The organism is Halorhabdus utahensis DSM 12940 (assembly GCF_000023945.1).
In the GTDB taxonomy this organism is placed as follows: Archaea; Halobacteriota; Halobacteria; order Halobacteriales; family Haloarculaceae; genus Halorhabdus; species Halorhabdus utahensis.
The window spans coordinates 1,434,456-1,454,555 of sequence record NC_013158.1 but is presented as its reverse complement, the minus strand read 5'-3'; the positions used below and the strand labels follow the sequence as shown (position 1 = coordinate 1,454,555).

Sequence of the window (20,100 nt, the reverse complement as noted above, 5' to 3'; positions counted from 1 at the left end):
GACATGGCGGGCCCCGCCAGCCGACGGTGGCCGTCACCCTCCGGACGGAGGCACTAACAAATGCGCAACGCCAAAATCGTCTGTACGCTCGGACCTGCATCGGAATCGAAAGCGGACATCAAGGAGTTGGCTGAGGCCGGCATGTCGGTCGCGCGGCTCAACGCCAGTCACGGTTCGCCGGAACACCGGCGCACGATGATCGACCGCATCCGCGAGGTCGACGCGGAGATGGAGAAGTCTCTCGCGGTCATGCACGACATCCCCGGCCCGGAAGTCCGGACCGCACCGATCCGCGAACCGATCGAACTCGACGGTGGGACCACAATCAGGTTCTACAAGGGCGACGACGCGACGCCCGAAGATGTCGGGCTCTCGGTGGACATCTCCGTCGTGGAACCGGGCGACAGCGTCCTGCTCGACGACGGTCGCATCGAGACGACGGTCGAAAAAGTCGAGGACGGCGACGTCTACGCCCACGTCGAGAACGGCGGGAAACTCGGCGCGCGCAAGGGCGTCAACGTCCCTGGCGTCGAACTCGGGCTCCCGTTCCCGACCGAGCAGGACCGGACGGAACTCGAAGTCGCTGCCGAGAAGGAAGTCGATCTGGTGGCGGCGAGTTTCGTCCGCGACGGTGACGACGTCCGCAAGATCGGCGATTTCCTGGAGAACGAAGGGACGGAAGTGCCGGTCGTCTCGAAGGTCGAACGCAAGGGTGCAGTCGAAAACCTGGACAGCATCATCGAGGCGTCATACGGCGTGATGGTCGCCCGTGGCGACCTCGGTGTCGAGTTACCCCTCGAAGAGGTGCCGCTGTATCAGAAACGGATCATCCGGCAGTGCAACGAGGCCGGCGTGCCGGTTATCACAGCGACGGAGATGCTCGACTCCATGGAGGAGTCCCGGCGGCCCACCCGCGCGGAAGCCTCGGACGTTGCCAACGCCGTCTTCGACGGGACCGACGCGGTCATGCTGTCAGGCGAGACGGCCATCGGCGACCACCCGGCGCGGGTGGTCTCCACGATGGCGGACATCGTCAACGAGGTCGAACAGAGCGCGGAGTTCGCCGAACTTCGCGAACAGCGACTCCCGCCTTCGGATAAGACGCGTACCGACGCCCTCGCCCATGCGGCCCGGACCCTGGTCGATGACATCGACGCGACCGCGATCGTCGCCGCCAGCGAGTCGGGCTACACCGCCTTGCGGACGGCCAAGTTCCGCCCCGAGGTGCCGATCATCGCCTCGACGCCCAGCGAGCGGGTCCGCAGACAGCTCGCCCTCGCGCGTGGCATCTTCCCGACGACCGCTCCCTTCACGACGGAGGGGGCCGACGCGATCGTCCAGAACGCCGTCCAATCGGCGCTGAAGACCGGCATCGCCGAGAGCGGCGACACCGTCGTCGTCATCTCCGGCATGATGACCGAACTCGAGGGCACCAGCACCTCGAACATGCTCAAGGTTCACCTGGCGGCCGAGACCGTCACGACGGGTCAATCCGTCGTCGACGGACTCGTGACGGGGCCGCTCGTCCGAACCACTGACGGTGATCTCGAATCAGTGCCTGAGGGCGCGATCCTGTCCGTTCCCGCCGATTTCGACGACGAATTCCTCGGCGACCCGTCGAAGCTCGGTGGCATCATCGACGGCCACACCAACCGGCGCGGGCACGCCGTCACCGTCGGCCGCCGGCTCGACATTCCGACGGTGAGCCACGTGACGGTTCCCGACGAGCTCGAAGACGGTGCGACCGTGACTCTCGATGCCGAACGCGGCGTCCTGTACAGGGGACAACTCGGAACGCTCGACGACTGAACACTGACTCACCTGTTTTCGACCGTTCGTCGCGGGTTTTGATGGAACCGTGCGTGCTTTCACTCGCCTGAGATATCCGCCCCCGAAACGCGTGTAGTTAAGTGGGGCAATGCCATTTCTGAACGTATATGGCCGTATACGCTGGTGTCGACCTCGGTGCGACGTACGTCCGCGCCGTCGTCGGTGATGGGACTGGCAAGGAACTCGGGCAGGACAAGCGGGAAACGCCACCGGGCCCGACTGGCATCGCCGTGACCGAGACGGTGCTTGAGACGCTGCGTGCAGCCTGTACGGATGCGGGGGTCGACCCCACCGACGTCGAAGCGGTCGGGGTCGCGTCCGTCGGCCCGCTGGATCTCGCCGAAGGTGTTGTCGAAAACCCGGCGAACCTCCCGGACACGATCGAGACGATCCCGCTGACTGGGCCGCTCGGGAACCTCACCGGGACCGACGAGGTCTACCTCCACAACGATGCGGTCGCCGGTGTGATCGGCGAGCGCTTTCACAGCGACCGCAACCCCGACAACATGGCCTATCTGACCATCTCGACGGGGATCGGCGCGGGCGTCGCGGTCGACGGCCACGTTCTGAGTGGCTGGGACGGCAACGTCGGTGAAGTCGGCCACATGACGCTCGATTCGGACGGGATGATGACGTGTGGGTGTGGCCAGGACGGCCACTGGGAGGCCTACGCTTCCGGACAGAACATCCCCCGGTACGCCCGCGAGTTCTACCAGGCCGGCGACTGGGAGACGGATATGCCCGTCATGGACGCCGACTTCAGGGCCCCGGACCTCTTCGAATATGCCGGTGAGGACGACTTTGCCGACGCGTTCATCGACCGCCTCGCCACGTTCAACGCGATGGGCGTCGCCAACATCGTCCAGGCGTACGCGCCGCTGGTGATCCACATCGGCGGAGCCGTTGCCGAGAACAATCCGGAACTCGTCGTCGGGAAGATCCGCGAGCGCCTCCCGGAGATGGTCTTTGGCAACATCCCGGAGATCAACATCACGACCCTTGGCGACGACGTGGTGGTCAAAGGTGCCCTGGCGAGTGCCCTGACCGAAGGGACCGGCGACCGCGAGAAACTTCGCGAGTGATCGGCCGTGGTCCCGTTCGCCGCCGGACCGCCGATCAGAGCCCGAGGTACCCCGCGTTCGGGAGGAACCCGGCCAGATAGAGGATCCCGACGAGTGTCATGACGATCGCGATGGCCATCGCCGGCGGGTCGACGTGGGTCCCCGAGTGGGCGTAGAAGAGCCGTTGGGTGATCTCGCCGAGCAGGCCCGCGAGGATCCCGAAGCCACCGGCGACGAGCAGGACCAGCGGCTCGCTGTCGAGTGTCGCCATCGCGAGCACTGCCCCCACCGACCCGATGAGCGTGATGTGGTGGGTGACGGGGATCTTCTCGACGCCGAGGTTGAGAAAGAGCAGGCTCATCGCCGAGATGGCATACCCCATGAACACACTTCCCGTTTCGAGCCAGATGTATCCACCCACGATCCCGCCGACGAGGCCGATCGCGGTGACGCCGGCCCACTCGTACTGGTGGGGCAGCCAGGGTTCGGTCGCCGGGCGGGTGGATTCGCCCTCGGCGGCCGGCCGGTCCTCGCCGCGTTCGAACGGCGACATGTCCAAGACGCTGGTTCCGGCGACGCGACCGATCAGCGGATAGCCAAAGGCCACCCGCGCCAGGACGGCCGTCGCCACGACCGACAGTGCGATGTTGTCCGTCGGGATACCGAGACCGCCGCCGACCTGCGTGATGACCATCCCGAGCGCGCCGAAGATCGCCCCGACGGCGAGGATATCGGGTTTGGTCCCGAAGGCATAGAGGATGTCCTTCCCGAAGTGATACCCCCAGTCGTCGGGTTCCATGTCGGGATACTTCTTGCCGGCGTAGGCCGTCGCGGCGACGCCGCCGGCGAAGGCGACGTGGGGGCCGGTCACCATGCCGAAGCCGATCGTCCCCGTCACGCCGGTCGCGATGTCGCCTTCGATGGCCGAGAGGTCGCCGAGGTTCCCCTCGAGGATCGCCAGCCCCTCGCCGAGAAAGACGACGAAGCCGGTGAAGACGAACGCGGGCAGTGCCCCGAGGGCCGCGCCGAAAGCCCCGCCGGCCAGCGCGGCGATCAGCAGGACGAGAAACTCCTCGACGCCCAGGCCGACGACCGGCAGCGCCAGGACTGCTTGCAACACGGCTCACTCCTCCCTAGCCCAGTCTCTGGCGCGCTCGACGGCGTCGTCCCAGCGACTGTACATCCGATCGGCGTCCTCGACCGGGATCTCCGGGGTGAACTCCCGGTCGACGCGCCAGTTCTCGCGGAGTTCGTCGAGATCAGCCCAGTAGCCGACGGCGAGGCCAGCCGCATACGCCGAACCGAGGGCCGTCGTCTCGTCGACTTCGGGGCGAGCGATGTCCGTCCGGATGACGTCGGCCTGGAGTTGACACAGGAAGTCGTTCTTGACGGCCCCGCCGTCGACCCGGAGTGTGGTCGTCTCGATCCCCGAGTCGGCTTCCATCGCCTCGGCGACGTCCCGCGTCTGGTAGGCGATGGCCTCCAGCGTCGCCCGGACGATGTGTTCCTTCCGGGTGCCGCGGGTCATCCCGACGATCGTCCCGCGAGCGCGCCCGTCCCAGTGGGGTGCGCCGAGGCCGGTGAAGGCCGGGACGAGATAGACGCCGTCGGTCGAGTCGACCGCACTGGCGAGGTCCGCGGTCTGGGCGGCGTTGTTGATGAGATCGACGTCCTCGAGCCATTCGATCGCCGCCCCGGTGGCGAAGATCGACCCCTCCAGGGCGTACCTGACAGGCTCGCCCGACCGCTGGAACGCGATCGTCGTCAGCAGGCCGTGGTCGGATTCAACGGCTTCCGTCCCCGTGTTCATCAGGTAAAAGGAGCCGGTGCCGTAGGTGTTCTTCGCGTCTCCCTCCTCGAAACAGGTCTGGCCGAACAGGGCTGCCTGCTGGTCGCCCAGTGCGCCGGCGACGGGGATCTCCGCGCCGAGGAACCCGTCGGGATCGGTGTGGCCATAGAGGTTTTCGTCCGAGGAGGGCCGCACTTCCGGAAGCATCGCCTCGGGGACCCCGAACTCGGCGAGGAGATCCCCGTCCCACGCCATCTCGTGGACGTTGTACAGCATCGTCCGGGAGGCGTTGGTGACGTCCGTGATGTGATTGCCCGTGAGATTGTAGATCAGCCACGCGTCGATCGTCCCCATCAACAACTCGCCGCTTTCGGCGCGGTCGTGGAGGTCACTGGCCCGGTGACTCTGGAGTTTCAGTGGTTCGGCGTTGTCCAGAATCCACTCCGTTTTCGTCGCCGAAAAGTACGCGTCGGGTTCGAGGCCGGTCTTCCCACGGATCCACTCGACTTTGTCTTCGTCCTGGAGCTCTTCGACCCGGTCGGTGGTCCGGCGGTCCTGCCAGACGAGGGCGTTGTGTACGGGCTTGCCCGTGTCTTTGTCCCAGACGAGCGTGGTCTCTCGCTGGTTCGTAATTCCCAGTGCAGCTACCTGCTCGGCCTCGAGTCCGGCATCGGCCAGTCCCGCAGTGACGACCGCTTTTGTGTTCGCCCAGATCTCTAGCGGGTCGTGCTCGACCCATCCTGGCTCCGGATAGAACTGTTCGTGTTTCTCGTAGGCGTTGCCCGCGACCTGGCCGTCGCGGTCGAACACCATAAAGCGCGTCCCGGTCGTTCCCTGATCGATCGCGCCGACGTAGGTGTCTGTCATGAGTGGGCTCTCGGTCGGGCACTGGATGTGCTACCGGTTAAATAGTATGGTTATAAATAGTTATAAAATCGAAGCAACCAGAATAGCTTTCCGCTATCCGCCACCGTAGTACTATTTCATGCCGGTGTTAATATAGGATATTAAAAATTTTGAAATGATTGCGGGTGGGAACAATAAAGTGGCCGTAGCCCATGGAATACGATACCATATGACATCTTCCCCCTCGGTGCTCGTGATCGGCGGTGGCTCGACGGGTGTCGGGATCGCCCGGGATGCTGCGATGCGTGGGTTCGACGTGACGCTGGTCGAGAAGGGCAACCTCACCCACGGGACGACCGGCCGGATGCACGGGCTGCTCCACAGCGGCGGTCGCTACGCCGTCTCCGATCAGGCGAGCGCGCGTGAGTGTATCGACGAGAACATGATCCTCCGGGACATCGCCACCCACTGCGTCGAGGACACGGGCGGACTCTTCGTCAAGCGACCGGAGGACACCGAGGAGTACTACCAGGAAAAATTGGACGGGCTCAGGGAGTGTTCGATCCCCGCGACGGAACTCACCGCCGAAGAAGCACGCCGGAAAGAGCCGTTTCTCGCCCGGGACATCGACAAGGCAATCGAGGTGCCCGACGCGGCGATCGACCCCTTCCGGCTGTGCGTGGCCAACGCCATCAGTGCTGCAAACCACGGCGCTCGCATCGAGACGTTCTCGGAAGTGACTGACTTGCTAGTCGAGGACGGCGAGATCGTCGGCGCGGAGGTCACCCACGAGAGCGGCGAGGGCAACCGCGTCCATGGGGTCGAGGGGTCTGTCGAGGAGATCCGCGTCGATCATATCGTCAACGCCGCGGGGGCCTGGACGGGCGAGATTGCGGCGATGGCCGACATCGACGTGGAGGTCCGGCCCTCGAAGGGAGTGATGACCATCATGAACGTCCGGCAGGTCGACACCGTGATCAACCGCTGCCAGCCCAAGGGCGACGCCGACATCGTCGTGCCCCACGAGACGACCGCGATCCTCGGGACGACCGACGAGGAGGTCGGCGACCCGGAGGACTACCCGGAGGAAGAGTGGGAGGTCGATCTCATGATCGAGGAACTCGCAAAGCTCGTCCCGATTCTCGACGACGCGCGGACGATCCGCTCGTTCTGGGGTGTCCGTCCACTCTATGAACCACCCGACACCGGGACCGACGATCCGACGGACATCACGCGGGAGTTCTTCCTGCTCGATCACGACGAGCGCGACGCTCTCCCCGGCATGACGACGATCGTCGGCGGGAAGCTGACGACCTACCGACTCATGGCCGAGCAACTCGTCGATCACCTCGCCGAGAAATTTGACGTAGACACCACCTGCCGCACCGCCGAGGAACCGCTTCCCGGCAGTGAAGACGAAGGCGTCATCGACGACGCCATGGACGATTTCGGCCTGCGCTCGCCGATCGCCAAACGGAGCGCCGAGCGCCTGGGGTCACGAACGCAGGAGGTTCTCGACACCAACGAGCCCAACCCGGTCGTCTGTGGGTGTGAGGCCGTGACGCGTGCGGAAGTCAACGACGCCATCGAGCAGTCCGGCACTGACCTCAACGCCGTCCGGATCCGCACCCGGGCCGGGATGGGCAACTGCCAGGGCGGCTTTTGCAGCCATCGGCTGGCGAACGAACTCCACCCCGATTTCGACGAGGGGCGCGCACGGGCGGCGCTCGACGAACTCTACCAGGAGCGCTGGAAGGGCCAACGCCACGCGCTCTGGGGGAGACAGCTCTCCCAGGCGATGATCACCTACACGATGCACGCGCTGACGATGAACCGCGATCGCGATCCCGCCGGCGGCGGATCGCTTGACTTCGGCGCGTTCGATTCCGGGCCGTCGAACACTCCCGCGACCGACGACGGACAACCGGCGGACGGGCCACCAGGCGTCGCCACCGACGGTGGCAGGGGGGATGGCCGTGGCGATTGACTCGGATGTCCTCGTGATCGGCGGCGGGATCGCCGGCCTCTCGACCGCCCTCGCCGCCCGGCGAGCGGGAGCCGACGTGCGACTCGTCAGCGAGGCCGAGACGACGCTCCATCACGCAAGCGGCCTGCTCGACGTCCTGGGCTACCCGCCGAACGCCGACGGTGACGGGCCGGTGGTCGACCCGTTCGACGCCATCGGGGACCTGCCCGACTCCCACCCGTACGCGACTGTCGGCGAGGAAGCCGTCCGCGATGGCCTGGCGATGATCGACGACGTACTGGGCGAGACGTATCACGGCAGCCACACCGACGCGAACGCCCTCGTCCCGACCCACGGCGGGACGGTCAAGCCGACGGCGCGGTATCCAGCGAGCGTCGCGGCGGGTCTGGCGAGCGACGACCGGGAGTTGCTGCTGGTCGGCTTCGAGCGGCTCACCGGCTTCGACGCCGGTGTGGCCGCGGACCACCTCGAAGCCGCGGAGATTCCGGCCGAGACGAGCGCCGCCACTGTCGAGTTCCCGATCGTCGTGCGCGACGACGCGAAAGTGACGCGGTACGCTCACCTGCTCGACGAGAACCCGACGGTCGACGGTGCTGGCAGCGATCGGCGCGTCCGGGCCGCCCTCGCCGACGCGATCGAACCGCACGTCGGCGAGGCCGAACGGATCGGATTCCCTGCGGTGTTGGGCGTCGACCACCCGGCGGAGATCCGGAACGAACTCGAAGATCGTCTCGGTGCGGCAGTCTTCGAGGTCCCGATGGGGCCGCCCAGCGTTCTCGGTGGTCGGCTCGAAGACCGGCTCTATGCCGCGCTCGATGATGCGGGCGGACAGATCGAGTCCGGCGGCGGGCCGATCGTGGACTTTGACGCCGAGGGCGGGATGATTTCGGCGGTATACATGGACCGATCGGGCAGTCAGATACCCTACGCGGCCGAACAGTACGTCCTCGCGACGGGTGACGTCGCGGGCGGCGGGATCGACTCGGACCGTGACGGCGTCACCGAGCCGATCTTCGGCTGTCACGTGCCCCACCCGGACGATCGCTACGAGTGGTTCGAGGGCGAGGCGTTCGGTGAGCACGCCTTCGCCGAGTTCGGGGTCGTCGTCGACGACGCGCTCCGGCCGATGGGTGAGGGGGGCACCCCGGAATTCTCGAACCTCCGGGCGGCGGGGGCCGTGATCGGCGGCTACGACTACCCGGCAGAGAAATCAGCGAGTGGCGTTTCCATCGCGACTGGCTACGCTGCCGGTTGGCGTGCAGCGAAGGAGGTCTAATCCAATGAGTGACACACAGCGCGGTGATACCGCGACAGACCGTACGGAGACAGACGCCGACGTCGAGAGCGACGAGGAGGGCTACGAACCACGCGACGTCTTCGACTCGACCACGGAGATGGATCTCCGGGCCGGGGCCGACAACTGCACGAAAGTCGGGACCTGCGACGCCGAGTGTCCCGTCGCCGAGGTCAACGACGACTTCCCCGGCCCGCAGTTCCAGGGCCCGGAACAGTGGCGACTCTCCCAGAAGGGCGAGGTCGAGATCGACGACTCGATCACCGAGTGTTCGAACTGCCTGCAATGCGATAGCGGGTGTCCCTCCGGCGTCCCCTTCAGCGAGATGCACAACACGGCGCGGGCGAAGTACGTCTTAGAGGACCAGCCCCTCTCGATCAAGAAGATCCGCAACCGGATCCTCGCCAACTACCGGACGTCGGCCTGGCTGGCATCGAAACTCCCCCGGACGGCGAACTTCTTCATGAACAACGGGGCGGTCCGGTGGCTCATGGAGAAGACGATGAAGATCCCCAGCGAACGTGAGTTCCCCGAGTTCGCCACGCAGACGTTTCGGGAATGGTGGGCAGAGCGAGGTGGCGAAGCCACCTCGAAAGAGCGAGCGCGGGAGGCGCGAGCAGAGCGTGGAGGTGCCCACGTGCAAAGCGACGAGAAGCGCATCGCGTACTTCCACGGCTGTTACTCGAACTACAACACGACCCAGGTCGCCAAGGCGATGGTCCGGGTCTACGAGTCGCTGGGCTACGAGATCACGGTCCCGAAACAGAAGTGCTCGGGGACGCCGATGTTCGCCAACGGCCGCGTCGACGACGCCCGGCGACACGCCAAAGTCAACGTCGAGCATCTGGGCAACGCCATCGAGGATGGCTACGACGTGATCTGTACCTGCTCCTCCTGCTCGCTTGCGCTTCGCCAGGAGTACCCCGACCTCTTCGATCTGGAGGGCATCGACGAACTCGCCGCTCACACCTACGACGCCATGGAATACCTCCGGATCCACGAGGATCTCGAAGCCGAACTCGCCGGTGCAAACGCCGAGGAGTTCCCGGACGTCGCTTACCACGCGCCGTGTCACTCCCGCAATCAGGGCCTCGGGCGACAGGCCGTCGAACTGTTCGAAGACGTCGAGGGCGTCACCGTGACCGACGTCGGCGACTCCTGTTCGGGGATCTCGGGCACCTACGGCTGGAAATCCGAGAAGTACGAGACCTCGATGGAGATCGGCGAGGAGATGTTCGAGCACATGGAAGAAACCGACGCCGAACACGGGATGACGGAGTGTCCAACCTGCTCGATGCAGATGGAACATGGGACGGGCTATGAGATTTCCCACCCGATGCAGCTACTCGAAACAGTACTCACCTGAGCAAAGAGGACAGGCACCCACGAGAGACCAAACGACTGAGTCGAAAAACGGCCTGCGATTCAGCGGCCGAGTGCGATCATCCCGTGTTCTTCATGCCAGCGGCGATGCCGTGGACCGTCAGCCGGAGCGCCCGGCGTTCGGTCTCTGTGAGGTGTGACTGGGCGAGCAACCGGGTTTGCAGCAGGTTGAGCGGATCGACGTACGGATTCCGGCGCTGGAGGTTTTCCTCCATCCACGATCGGTTGAGCAACGTTTCGCGCCCGGAGATTTCCTGGATGAGTTCGACGGAGTTCTCGTACTCGCTCCGGATCCAGGGGAAGAACCGCTCTCGAAGCTCGTCGTCGGCCAGGTCGGCGTACTCGGTGGCGATCTCCATGTCGGATTTGGCCAGCGCCATCCCGGCGTGATCGAGGATCGTCCCGAAGTACGGCCACTCCTCGTACATCTCCTTGAGCGTCTCCATGTCGCCGCCCTCGTCCAGGTAGCCCTGGATACCCGTGGCGACGGAGAACCAGCCGGGGACGATACAGCGGGCCTGCGTCCAGGAGAACACCCACGGGATCGACCGGAGGTCTTCGAGACTCCGATCCTCCGTCCGGGAGGCCGGCCGCGAGCCCATGTTGAGGTTCTCGATGACCGTGATCGGGGTCGCCTGCTCGAAGTACTCGACGAACCCGTCGGTCTCCAGGAGGTCCCGGTACTCCGCGCTGGCGTGCTCGGCCGCCGTCTCGAAGGCCTCGATCCACTCCTCGGGGATGTCCTCGACGGGGTTTTCCATGGCGTTGTACCGCGCCAGGACCTGCGCGTTGAGCATCTGTTCGAGGTTGCGCTCGGCGATGTCGGGGTTGCCGTACTTCTCGGCGATCGCCTCGCCCTGCTCGGTGAACTTGATCTGGCCGTTGACGGTCTGGTTCGGCAAGGCGAGCATCGCCTCGTGCATCGGGACGCCGCCCCGGGAGATCGAACCACCCCGCCCGTGGAACAGCCGGAGGGTGACGCCGAAGTCGTCACAGATGTTGGCCATCCGCTTCTGGTTGCGGTAGAGTTCCCAGTTGGCGGCCAGATAGCCGTTCTCCTTCGAGGAGTCCGAATATCCCAGCAGGATCTCCTGGGTGTTGTTCCGGGCTTCCAGGGCCTGGCTGTAGGCCTCGTTCTCGAAGAGCGTCCCCAGCATCTCCCGGACGCGCGTGAGGGCGTACTCGCTCTCGAACAGCGGGACGATGTCGAACCCGCAGTAGCCGGGGAGATCGACGATCCCGGCTTGATCGCCCAGGAAGAGGACCTCCAGGGCGTGTGAGGACTCCTCGAACCAGCTGATCGCGTAGGTGTCGATGGCGTCGACGCCGTACTCCCGTTGCCACCCGGCGGCATCGGAGAACAGCGTCAGGACCTTGGCTGACTCCTCGGAGAGCCCTTCGTCGTCTTCGATGTCGATGACCGGGTCGTCCTGGAGGATCGCTTCCGTCAGGAACTCGACGCGCTCGTCCTCGGACATCGACTCGTAGTCGATCCCCTCCCGTTTGAGGGTCTCGACCAGTGCGTTCGTGTGTTTCTCGCGGTGATCCCGCAGGTCGAGGTTCGCCAGCGAGAACCCGAAGGTGTCGACCTTCCTGATCAGCGGCTTGACGTGCGCATCAACGATCTCGTCCGCGTCGTTCTCCCGGAGGCTCTCGGCGATGATCTCCAAATCGGCAAGGAGTTCATCGTCGTTGTCGTACGCACCGGATCGGACGTCATCAACCCGGAGGACACTCTCACGCATCAACTTCAGCTTCTGTCGATAGGGCTCGTCGGGATATCGCTCCTCTATTCCGTCGGCAACGCCCGGGAGGCGTTGTTTGTGTGCCTCGTGGCTTTCCTCGAACGCGTCGCTCATCTCCAGGTTCTCGACGTCCTGGCTCAACACGCCGGAGAGGCTCTTGAGATCGTCCCGATACAGTTCGAGCGCGACGCTGCGCTGGCGCTCGAGGGTTTCCTCCGTGACTTCGGGAGTGACGTAGGGATTGCCGTCACGGTCACTGCCGGCCCACGACCGGAACTCGTAGAGTTTCGGGACGTCGACCTCGCCATCGTAGGTCTCCGACAGGGCGTGTTCGAGTTCGTCGTAGACCTCACTGATGATGTCGAAGAGACTGTTCTCGAGATACCACTGGATGTTCAGCGTCTCGTCGGTCACGTCGGGGCGGCGATCACGAACCTGGGGCGTCTGCCAGAGGCTCGTCACTTCTGCCTGGAGTTCGCGCTTCATCCGTCGCTTCTCCCGATCGGTGAGCCGGATCTGATCGAGATCCTGGATGATCTTCCCGACCGACCAGAGCTTGGCTTTGATCGTCTTGCGTCGCGCTTCAGTCGGATGGGCCGTGAACGTCGGCTCGATCATGACGTCCTCGAGAATCTCCTCGACGGTGTCCGGATCGACGTCCTCGGCATCGAGCGTCTCGACGGCTTCCTCGACGGTGTCCGAGAGGTCGCCGCTCTGGACGCCTTCCCTGATCTCGCGGACCCGTTCGCGCTCCTCGGCGAGGTTGATGAGTTCGAAGTAGGTAGTAAAGGCCCTGGCGACGACGTCCTGCATCTCCGGGGAGAGTCGATCGAGTTCGTCGTGGATCGGCTCACGGGACTCGCCGTCCCCACGACGGTACGCGATCGCGCTGTTCCGGATCGTCTCGACGGTCTCGTAGGCATCCGTCGAGTCCTGTGCCTCGATGATGGTCCCCAGCAGTTCCCCCAGCTCGCGCACGTCCTGGGTGAGCTCTCTGCCGTGTAAAGTCATACCACCCTATGAACATTGGAAGGGTATAACACTAGCGGAATTGGAAGAATGTCATATCCGCGCTAAACAATCATTGAATATCCTCCCGTCTTTTGGTTTCGGCTTCGAATTTATTACGATCTATGAGGATAATATCACCAATAAGATATTTTTGTCAGGTCGATTGGTTTCTCCTCACGGAACGACATGGCCGGGTGTGGCAGGCATGTGTCTTTCATCTCCATGACCATTCCCTTGCCTCGCTATCAGCTACGTTGGCGAACGGGATTGCTCCATCGACGTCTCGACGCGACGGGTTCGTTTTCCCTCGTGAGTGCGTATCGGGGGCATGCGCGAGTTGGCTTTCGCCCTGGAGTACGCCCCGGGCTGTAATCGCGTCGCGGACACGCTCGCGGAGTTCCCGGATGCGCACATTCGGTCGCTGTCGTTACACGCCACCGACGAACGCCTCTGGCGGGTTGATCACGCGAGCGGGTCGCCCGACGCGCTCGATGCTATCGAGTCGGCCTTCAAATCGACGGACTACTACGCCGATTGCCTCGCGACCGATGACTGCGGTGCGACGCAGTCGACAGATGTCCTGGACCGCTCGGAAGAGACGCTCGTCCTCTACTCGTACTGGGAACGCTCGCCCGTCTGTGTCTCGGTTCCTCACCTGGCGCTGGATCACCTCGGCGACGGACTGCTCTTTGACACCCGCCACGAAGGCCGCCATTACACCTGGCGGATCATCCACTCGGGGACCGGCGATGTCGGGGCCTTCTTCGACGCGCTCGCGGCCGCCGTCGGGGACTGCGCCGAGATGGAGATGCTTCGGACGGGCGCGACGGCCGATCCCGGATCGGATGAGGACGGCGAGGCGACGCTTCTCGCCCCTGAACAAGAGGCTGCCCTGCGGGCGGCCGTCGAGCACGGCTACTACGAGAATCCGCGGGACGTCGACGTCGCCGATCTCGCCGAGCACTTAGACGTGCCCCGGTCGACGCTGACCTATCGCTTGCGGCGTGCGGAGGAACACCTCGCCAAGCAGTACGTGGCGGGAGAGCCCCGTCCGGAAGCGCCGCCGACAGGGTGAGCAAGGTCGACTGTGCTTTCGCTTTCCACAGCAAGACGGAGAAGTCACTAACACAGAAAATAGTTATACCTGAAACGATGATTTGACACCAATGAGATCAAGCGGCCCCACTCGTCGACAGCTACTCGCGGGAGCAGGTGCAGTCGGGGCTTCCGGGCTCGGTTTTCTGGGCTATTCGACCGACAACCCAGTACATCGGTCGTCGATCGACCGGACCGAAACACGGCAGGTATCGCGGGCTCCTGAAGTGGGTGAGGTCTCGGTAGCGAATTTTCAGTTCGGGGAGCGGCTGCCGGAGATGGATCTCACACAACTCATCGGTGTGCAATACAATGGGCGGAACTCTCACGATCACCGTTTGTTTGACGTCATCGGGGTCACGATCACACACGGCAACTCGGGTGCGGACAGGCCATCGTTCGACCGACACTGGCTGGATATCGGATCGTCCGAAACCCGTCTGTTAACGCCGGTCAATCCACTTGATTACGATTCGATTCAGGGAGGCGCTCTCGTCTCGCCGGCCGTTCTCACCGAGAACCTTCCGGTCGAACGTGGCCAGCTGGACGATCCGTCCGTGATCAGGGATCTCATCACGAGCGGGACGTTCACCGGGACGACTGGCTTGAGAGAGAACGAACATGTGGAACGAGATTTCGAACTGATCGACGCCTTCTTGAACCACTATTCACCCGAGCGATCCGATCGATTGACACGGACTGGACTCCTCTATGCGCTCCATAGGGACCAAACGACTGACTACGACGGCCACCCAGATGCGGAGTCCGAAAGAGGCTACCGGTGGAATTGCGACAGTGTGGCTGCCCACGTCGTTCAGTATGAGGGTTTCTTACTCGAACCGTCCAACAGTACGTATCAATTCAACGTCTCCCAACGTATCCCACGGCCGAGTATTCTGGGGGGCCCGACCGTCGAATCGACGCTCTCCATCGAGATCTCCCCGTGATCACTCTCTTCGAGGTGCTGTCACAAATCCATGTGTTCTCCGACAGAGGAGGATGTCATACTTCGCCGACGTGTCCACAATCGGGACAGCGGAGCACCACGTCGTCGCTGGTTATCAGATTGTCCTCCTTTTTGGCGTTACTGGTCCTTTTGAAACATTCATGGTGGGTAACCGACCCACACTGTGTACACTGTTCAGCGTTCGAGTCATCCGCTTCGGTTCCGCAAACAGTACAGTAGTACGTGTCAGATCCGAACAATCCCATGGTACATCGTGGCATTCAATACTGGACTGACAAAAAGCTAGGGGAACCCTGTCAGGGAATATCGTTTATTATGTTTTCAATAGTATAATTATTGGTCAGCCGCTCCGACCGCTGTCCTGAACACGTATACGAAACGCATTACGGGGCGAGTAATGGACTCACTCTCTGCATCGGATATTTCCGATACTGACCGGTTCCGAGGGGCTTTGACGGGTCGGTTTCCGCGCTGTGTCCGCTATGAGCAGCCCTCTTGGAATATTCCAACCAAGGCTTATCGAACTGCCGTCCCTACGTCGACGCAATGAGTGACGAGCCGGGACGGGACGCCGAGGAGGGAGCGCAGACGGGGGAGCGAGCCAGTGACGGCCGGAAAATCCAGCTCGCCGTCCCCGAGATGGACTGTCCGTCCTGCGCGAAGAAGGTCGACGGGAGCTTGGAGCGCGTCGACGGGATCAGGGAGGTTTCGCTGTCGCCGACGAAAGGAACGGCGTCAGTCACATACGATCCCGATCGCACGACCGAACGCGACGTGATCGCGGCCATCGAGGGCGCGGGCTACGAGGTCCCCGGTAGTCGCGACGGAGACGACGAGACGGGCAGCGGTGACCCCGAGATCGCCCCGCCGACGGAGATCTGGACCAGTTCCCGGGCGATCAAGACCTGGGTCGGGGCGGTCTTTCTGACGCTCGGCCTGGCCATCGAGTTCCTCCTCACCGGCGGGAACGTCGAGGTCGCCACTGTCCTCGACTATCCCATCGCGGTCGCCGACGCCCTGTTCCTCGTCGCGATCATCGTCAGCGGTGCGCCGGTCGTCCGCAGCGGAATCCACTCGGCACGCAACCGGAGCCTCGACATCGACCTGCTGATGGGTGTGGCCATTCTCGCGGCGACGGCGATCGGGTACGTCGTCGAGGCCGCGACGCTTGCAGTGCTGTTCTCCATCGCCGAACTGCTGGAGGACTACGCGATGGACCGGGCGCGCGATTCCCTGCGGGAGTTGATGGAGCTGTCGCCCGACGAGGCAACAGTTCGGCGGGAGGCCGCAGCGACCGACGGGAGTGAGGCCTCCGAACGAGCGAGCGGTGAAACCGCGAGCAGAGGTGGTGAGGAGGTGACCGTCCCCGCTGAGGACGTCGAGATCGGCGAGACCGTGCTCGTCCGGCCCGGGGAGAAGATTCCGCTGGACGGTACCGTGATCGAGGGCGAGAGCGCGGTCGACGAGTCGCCGATCACCGGCGAGAGCATGCCCGTCGAGAAGGGGCCGGGCGAGGAGGTCTTCGCGGGTTCGATCACTGCCGAAGGATATCTGGAGGTCGAGGTCACCTCGACTTCGGGAGACTCGACGCTCGCACGCATCATCGAGATGGTCCAGAGCGCCGAGGAAAACCGGACCGAGAGCGAGCAGTTCGTCGACCGCTTTGCCGGCTACTACACGCCCGTGGTCGTCGTGCTGGCGATTCTGACCGCTGCTGTCCCACCGCTGTTGATCACGGGGAGCGCGACGCTCGCGCTCGCAGGTTTTGAACTCGTCCTGCCGGGTGGCTGGCGGCCCTGGTTCGTCCGCGGGCTGACGCTGCTGGTCATCGCCTGCCCGTGTGCGTTCGTCATCTCGACGCCCGTCTCGGTCGTTTCGGGCATCACGAGCGCCGCGAAGAACGGCGTCCTGATCAAGGGCGGCAATCACCTCGAAGCGATGGGTGAAGTCGACGCTATCGCGCTTGACAAGACCGGCACGCTCACGAAGGGCGAACTCGCGGTGACGGACGTCGTTCCCGTGGGCGAGCGCGAGGAAGGCGACGTACTCCGGCGGGCGGCGGCCTTAGAGCGCCGGAGCGAACACCCGATCGCGGCCGCGATCCGCGAGCGTGCCGATCGCGCGGAGATCGACCCGCCCGACCCCGACGACTTCGAGAGCCTCACCGGCAAGGGCGTCCGGGCCGAGGTGGGGGGCGAGACAGCCTACGCCGGCACGCCGGCGCTGTTCGACGAGCTTGGACTCGATCTGGGGGCGCTGGGGTTCGAGACGGGCGGGGACGCCCGGACCGACGGCGGCAGTCTCGAGGGCCGGGCGGCGTCCGGAGAGACCGTCGCCGAGCGGATCGCCGCCCTCGAGCGCGAGGGCAAGACCATCGTGGTCGTCGGCACCGCGAGCGAGGTCTGGGGCGTCGTCGCGGTCGCCGACGAAGTCCGGCCGACGGCCAGGCGTGCGGTCGAGCGGCTTCACGACCTCGGCGTCGAGCACGTCATCATGCTGACTGGCGACAACGAGGGCACCGCCCGGGCGATCGCTGCGGAAGCCGGCGTCGATGACTACCGTGCCGAACTGCTGCCCGAGGACAAGGTCAGCGCCGTCGAGACGTTACAGGCCGAGTACGGCGACGTGGCGATGGTCGGGGACGGCATCAACGACGCGCCCGCGCTGGCAACGGCCGACGTGGCTGTCGCGATGGGTGCCGCCGGAACCGACACGGCGCTGGAAACCGCCGATATCGCGCTTTTGGGTGACGATATCGGCAAGTTGCCCTATCTGTACTCGCTGTCGAACCGGGCCAACGGCGTGATCAGACAGAACATCTGGGCCAGCCTCGGCGTGAAGGCCCTGCTCGCGGTCGGCGTCCCGCTGGGGTACGTCAGCGTCGCGGTCGCCGTCGTCGTCGGTGACATGGGCATGAGCCTGGGTGTCACCGGCAACGCGATGCGCCTGTCCCGGATCGCGCCTGACAACGACAGCCACGGGACTACTGCCCCTTCTCGCCAGGAGAGTGCAGCCGAACGGTGACGATGCTCCCGCGGGGGTCGTTCTGGGTGACCGAAAGCTGGCCGTCGGAATACTGGACGATCAGATGGACCAGCCACAGCCCGATCCCCTGTCCGTGAAACAGCGGTTCGATCTCCTGGTTGCCGATCAACACCTGGCGCTCCATCTCGGGGATCCCGGGTCCGTCGTCGGCGACGCTGATCTCGACGATGTCGCCGTTGGTGTCCACCGACACCGTGACCGATGGACTGCTTCGATCCGAGTGGGTGACGGCGTTCTCGACGAGCTCTTTGATCGCCCGGTCGAGCTGGTCCACCGAGAGAACGGGCTGTTCGGCCGGCAGATCGACTGTCAGATCGGCCTCGGGGTACTGTTCGCGCAGGTCGGCGACAACGCTCTCGATGATTGCGGACGCGTCACGCCCGGTGGTGGGTCGGGACTCTGCCAGGAAACTCGTGATCTTTCGCTCTTTTTCTGCCGTGGCCCGGAGCTGTTCTCCCGTCCGGATGATCCGTTCGGCACTCCGTCGGGGATCGCCCGTTGTGGCGTCGACGATCGAGTCGGCATTGCCCAGGATGACCGTCAGGGCGTTGTTGAGGTTGTGCCGGAGAACGCGGTCGATCGTCCGGATCTGGGTAATCCGGGCGCGCCGATCCGAGACGTCTCTGATGAGTCCGATGAATCCGGTTATCTCACCGTCCCGATCCCGGAGGTAGAAGACGTTCGTCTCGCCGGGAAACACCTGTCCGGACTTCTTCTCGTAGTGGACTGTCTGCACGAAGGTCGGATCGTCCATGTGCTGACCCAGGGATTCGCCCATCGCCTCGAATTCGTCGGCATTCTCGTAGACGTACCCCGTCGGCTTGCCCTCGATTTCCGCCAAGTCGTAGCCGAACAGCTCCGTAAACGCCGGGTTGCAGTCGACGATCCGGCGGTCGGTATCGGCGACCAGAATGGCGTCTCTGATGCTGTCGAACAGCGACTCGTAGCGCTGTCGGGCCCGCCGGAGGTCCTCGACCATCTCCTTTTGCTCTGTGACGTCCCGCAGTGACGCTCCCACCCCTTGGATCGCCCCGTCGGTGTCCCGAAGTGGCCAGTAGCGGATGTCGAGTACACGCTCGCCCTCCGAAGCATGGGTCCGAACCATTTCGAAGGAGACTCGATCGCCCGCCAGCGCGTCCCGGAGGCGGGGCTCGACTATCTCAAACTCCTGGTCGTCGAGAACGCTTTCGAGTGGTTCTCCCTGAACCGTCTCCGCCCCGATGCCGTGAAATCGCCGAAACGCCTCGTTGGCAAACAGGAACTGCAACTCCGAATCGACTGCAGTCAGCAGGTCTCGCGAACTCTCGACGGCCTGTTTGTAGTGGGTAATCCGGCGTTCGCGTTCTCTCCGGCTGGAGATGTCCCTGGCGATCGCGATTCGAAACTGCTGGTCGTCGATCGTCACCATCGAGGCCGATATCTCGACCGGGAACGTCGTCCCGTCGGCCCGCTCGTGGACCGTCTCGTAGTACTCCAGGGTCTCGTGTTCGGGTGCCGTGAGAAACTCGCGGAATGCCGTCGCATCATCGAACTCGGTGTTGAGGTCGGCGGGTGTCATCTCCAACAGCGTCGACCGATCGTACCCCAGCACCTCACAGGCGGTCTCGTTGACGTCCGTGATGCGACCGGTCTCGGGATCGATGACGAACACGCTGTCGGAGGCGTCATCGACCAGTTGACGAAACAGCGTCACGTCCCGCTCGTGTTCTCGCATCTGTGTGGCCTGTCTCGCCGCGACGGCTCCCGCGGCCACGAAGACGGCCATGATCACCAGTCGAATGTACAGTTCGTGGGCCGGGATGTCTGTCACGAGCAGCGCGACGAACGGTGTCTCCTCGTAGAAGAACAGGGTGTCCAGTGCCGCATCGAGAACCCAGACGGACATTCCGAGTCCAACGGCGAGTGTCAGGATTCGCCGCGTAGTCTGCATGTGCTATACTGACACTCGGCATGGTCTTAATTCGCCCGGCGAGGGCAATCCGTGATTGGGCCTTGATCGGTCCCTGCCAGAACCCGGCGGTATGACTGGGTCACCGCCTCGGACGGC

General features: G+C 64.2%; 12 protein-coding genes. 8 read left to right on the top strand and 4 right to left on the bottom strand.

What is annotated here, in order from left to right:
- The first annotated feature begins 60 nt into the window (after positions 1-60).
- The gene (pyk, locus tag HUTA_RS07205) at positions 61-1,809 is read left to right on the top strand and encodes a pyruvate kinase (protein ID WP_015789225.1); all 1,749 of its coding nucleotides are present in this window, start codon (positions 61-63) and stop codon (positions 1,807-1,809) included.
- A gap of 128 nt (positions 1,810-1,937) precedes the next feature.
- Positions 1,938-2,912 (top strand): ROK family protein, encoded by a 975-nt coding sequence (locus HUTA_RS07200; protein WP_015789224.1) that lies wholly within the window; start codon positions 1,938-1,940, stop codon positions 2,910-2,912.
- A 34-nt stretch (positions 2,913-2,946) separates the two neighbouring features.
- On the opposite strand, the gene HUTA_RS07195 is transcribed toward HUTA_RS07200, so the two are convergent.
- Both HUTA_RS07195 and glpK read right to left on the bottom strand, forming a co-directional pair.
- Complete coding sequence (locus tag HUTA_RS07195; protein WP_015789223.1) at positions 2,947-4,011, bottom strand: hypothetical protein; 1,065 nt, start codon at positions 4,009-4,011, stop codon at positions 2,947-2,949.
- 3 nt (positions 4,012-4,014) lie between these two features.
- The gene (gene glpK, locus HUTA_RS07190; RefSeq protein WP_015789222.1) at positions 4,015-5,547 is read right to left on the bottom strand and encodes a glycerol kinase GlpK; all 1,533 of its coding nucleotides are present in this window, start codon (positions 5,545-5,547) and stop codon (positions 4,015-4,017) included.
- A 208-nt stretch (positions 5,548-5,755) separates the two neighbouring features.
- Here glpK and glpA point away from each other — a divergent pair, with 208 nt between their 5' ends.
- From glpA to HUTA_RS07175, 3 genes are read left to right on the top strand one after another with little or no spacing between them, the layout of a single operon-like run.
- The gene (gene glpA, locus HUTA_RS07185) at positions 5,756-7,513 is read left to right on the top strand and encodes an anaerobic glycerol-3-phosphate dehydrogenase subunit GlpA (RefSeq protein WP_015789221.1); all 1,758 of its coding nucleotides are present in this window, start codon (positions 5,756-5,758) and stop codon (positions 7,511-7,513) included.
- Positions 7,497-8,789: a glycerol-3-phosphate dehydrogenase subunit GlpB gene (gene glpB / locus HUTA_RS07180; RefSeq protein WP_015789220.1), complete on the top strand. Its 1,293-nt coding sequence runs from the start codon at positions 7,497-7,499 to the stop codon at positions 8,787-8,789. The genes glpA and glpB overlap by 17 nt, the downstream gene beginning before the upstream one ends.
- A gap of 4 nt (positions 8,790-8,793) precedes the next feature.
- Complete coding sequence (locus tag HUTA_RS07175; RefSeq protein ID WP_015789219.1) at positions 8,794-10,173, top strand: anaerobic glycerol-3-phosphate dehydrogenase subunit C; 1,380 nt, start codon at positions 8,794-8,796, stop codon at positions 10,171-10,173.
- Positions 10,174-10,249: 76 nt separating this feature from the next.
- Here HUTA_RS07175 and ppc read toward each other — a convergent pair whose 3' ends face one another.
- A complete protein-coding gene (gene ppc, locus HUTA_RS07170) occupies positions 10,250-12,946 on the bottom strand; it encodes a phosphoenolpyruvate carboxylase (RefSeq protein WP_015789218.1) in 2,697 nt (898 codons plus the stop codon).
- 328 nt (positions 12,947-13,274) lie between these two features.
- On the opposite strand from ppc, the gene HUTA_RS07165 reads away from it, so the two are divergent.
- The 3 genes from HUTA_RS07165 to HUTA_RS07155 all read left to right on the top strand — a co-directional run bounded on the left by HUTA_RS07165 (position 13,275) and on the right by HUTA_RS07155 (position 18,032).
- Entirely contained in the window at positions 13,275-14,021 is a 747-nt protein-coding gene (locus HUTA_RS07165; protein ID WP_015789217.1) for a helix-turn-helix domain-containing protein, read from the top strand.
- Positions 14,022-14,112: 91 nt separating this feature from the next.
- Positions 14,113-14,988: a hypothetical protein gene (locus HUTA_RS07160; protein ID WP_015789216.1), complete on the top strand. Its 876-nt coding sequence runs from the start codon at positions 14,113-14,115 to the stop codon at positions 14,986-14,988.
- A 566-nt stretch (positions 14,989-15,554) separates the two neighbouring features.
- Positions 15,555-18,032: a heavy metal translocating P-type ATPase gene (locus HUTA_RS07155; protein WP_015789215.1), complete on the top strand. Its 2,478-nt coding sequence runs from the start codon at positions 15,555-15,557 to the stop codon at positions 18,030-18,032.
- On the opposite strand, the gene HUTA_RS07150 is transcribed toward HUTA_RS07155, so the two are convergent.
- Entirely contained in the window at positions 17,992-19,983 is a 1,992-nt protein-coding gene (locus HUTA_RS07150; RefSeq protein WP_015789214.1) for a PAS domain S-box protein, read from the bottom strand. The genes HUTA_RS07155 and HUTA_RS07150 overlap by 41 nt on opposite strands.
- Between the last annotated feature and the right edge of the window lie 117 nt (positions 19,984-20,100).

Excerpts from the sequence above, each read along its gene's own strand:
- pyk (WP_015789225.1), top strand. The coding sequence starts at position 61 with ATGCGCAACGCCAAAATCGTCTGTACGCTCGGACCTGCATCGGAATCG.
- HUTA_RS07200 (WP_015789224.1), top strand. The coding sequence starts at position 1,938 with ATGGCCGTATACGCTGGTGTCGACCTCGGTGCGACGTACGTCCGCGCC.
- glpK (WP_015789222.1), bottom strand. The coding sequence starts at position 5,547 with ATGACAGACACCTACGTCGGCGCGATCGATCAGGGAACGACCGGGACG.
- glpA (WP_015789221.1), top strand. The coding sequence starts at position 5,756 with ATGACATCTTCCCCCTCGGTGCTCGTGATCGGCGGTGGCTCGACGGGT.
- glpB (WP_015789220.1), top strand. The coding sequence starts at position 7,497 with ATGGCCGTGGCGATTGACTCGGATGTCCTCGTGATCGGCGGCGGGATC.
- HUTA_RS07175 (WP_015789219.1), top strand. The coding sequence starts at position 8,794 with ATGAGTGACACACAGCGCGGTGATACCGCGACAGACCGTACGGAGACA.
- ppc (WP_015789218.1), bottom strand. The coding sequence starts at position 12,946 with ATGACTTTACACGGCAGAGAGCTCACCCAGGACGTGCGCGAGCTGGGG.
- HUTA_RS07165 (WP_015789217.1), top strand. The coding sequence starts at position 13,275 with ATGCGCGAGTTGGCTTTCGCCCTGGAGTACGCCCCGGGCTGTAATCGC.
- HUTA_RS07160 (WP_015789216.1), top strand. The coding sequence starts at position 14,113 with ATGAGATCAAGCGGCCCCACTCGTCGACAGCTACTCGCGGGAGCAGGT.
- HUTA_RS07155 (WP_015789215.1), top strand. The coding sequence starts at position 15,555 with ATGAGTGACGAGCCGGGACGGGACGCCGAGGAGGGAGCGCAGACGGGG.
- HUTA_RS07150 (WP_015789214.1), bottom strand. The coding sequence starts at position 19,983 with ATGCAGACTACGCGGCGAATCCTGACACTCGCCGTTGGACTCGGAATG.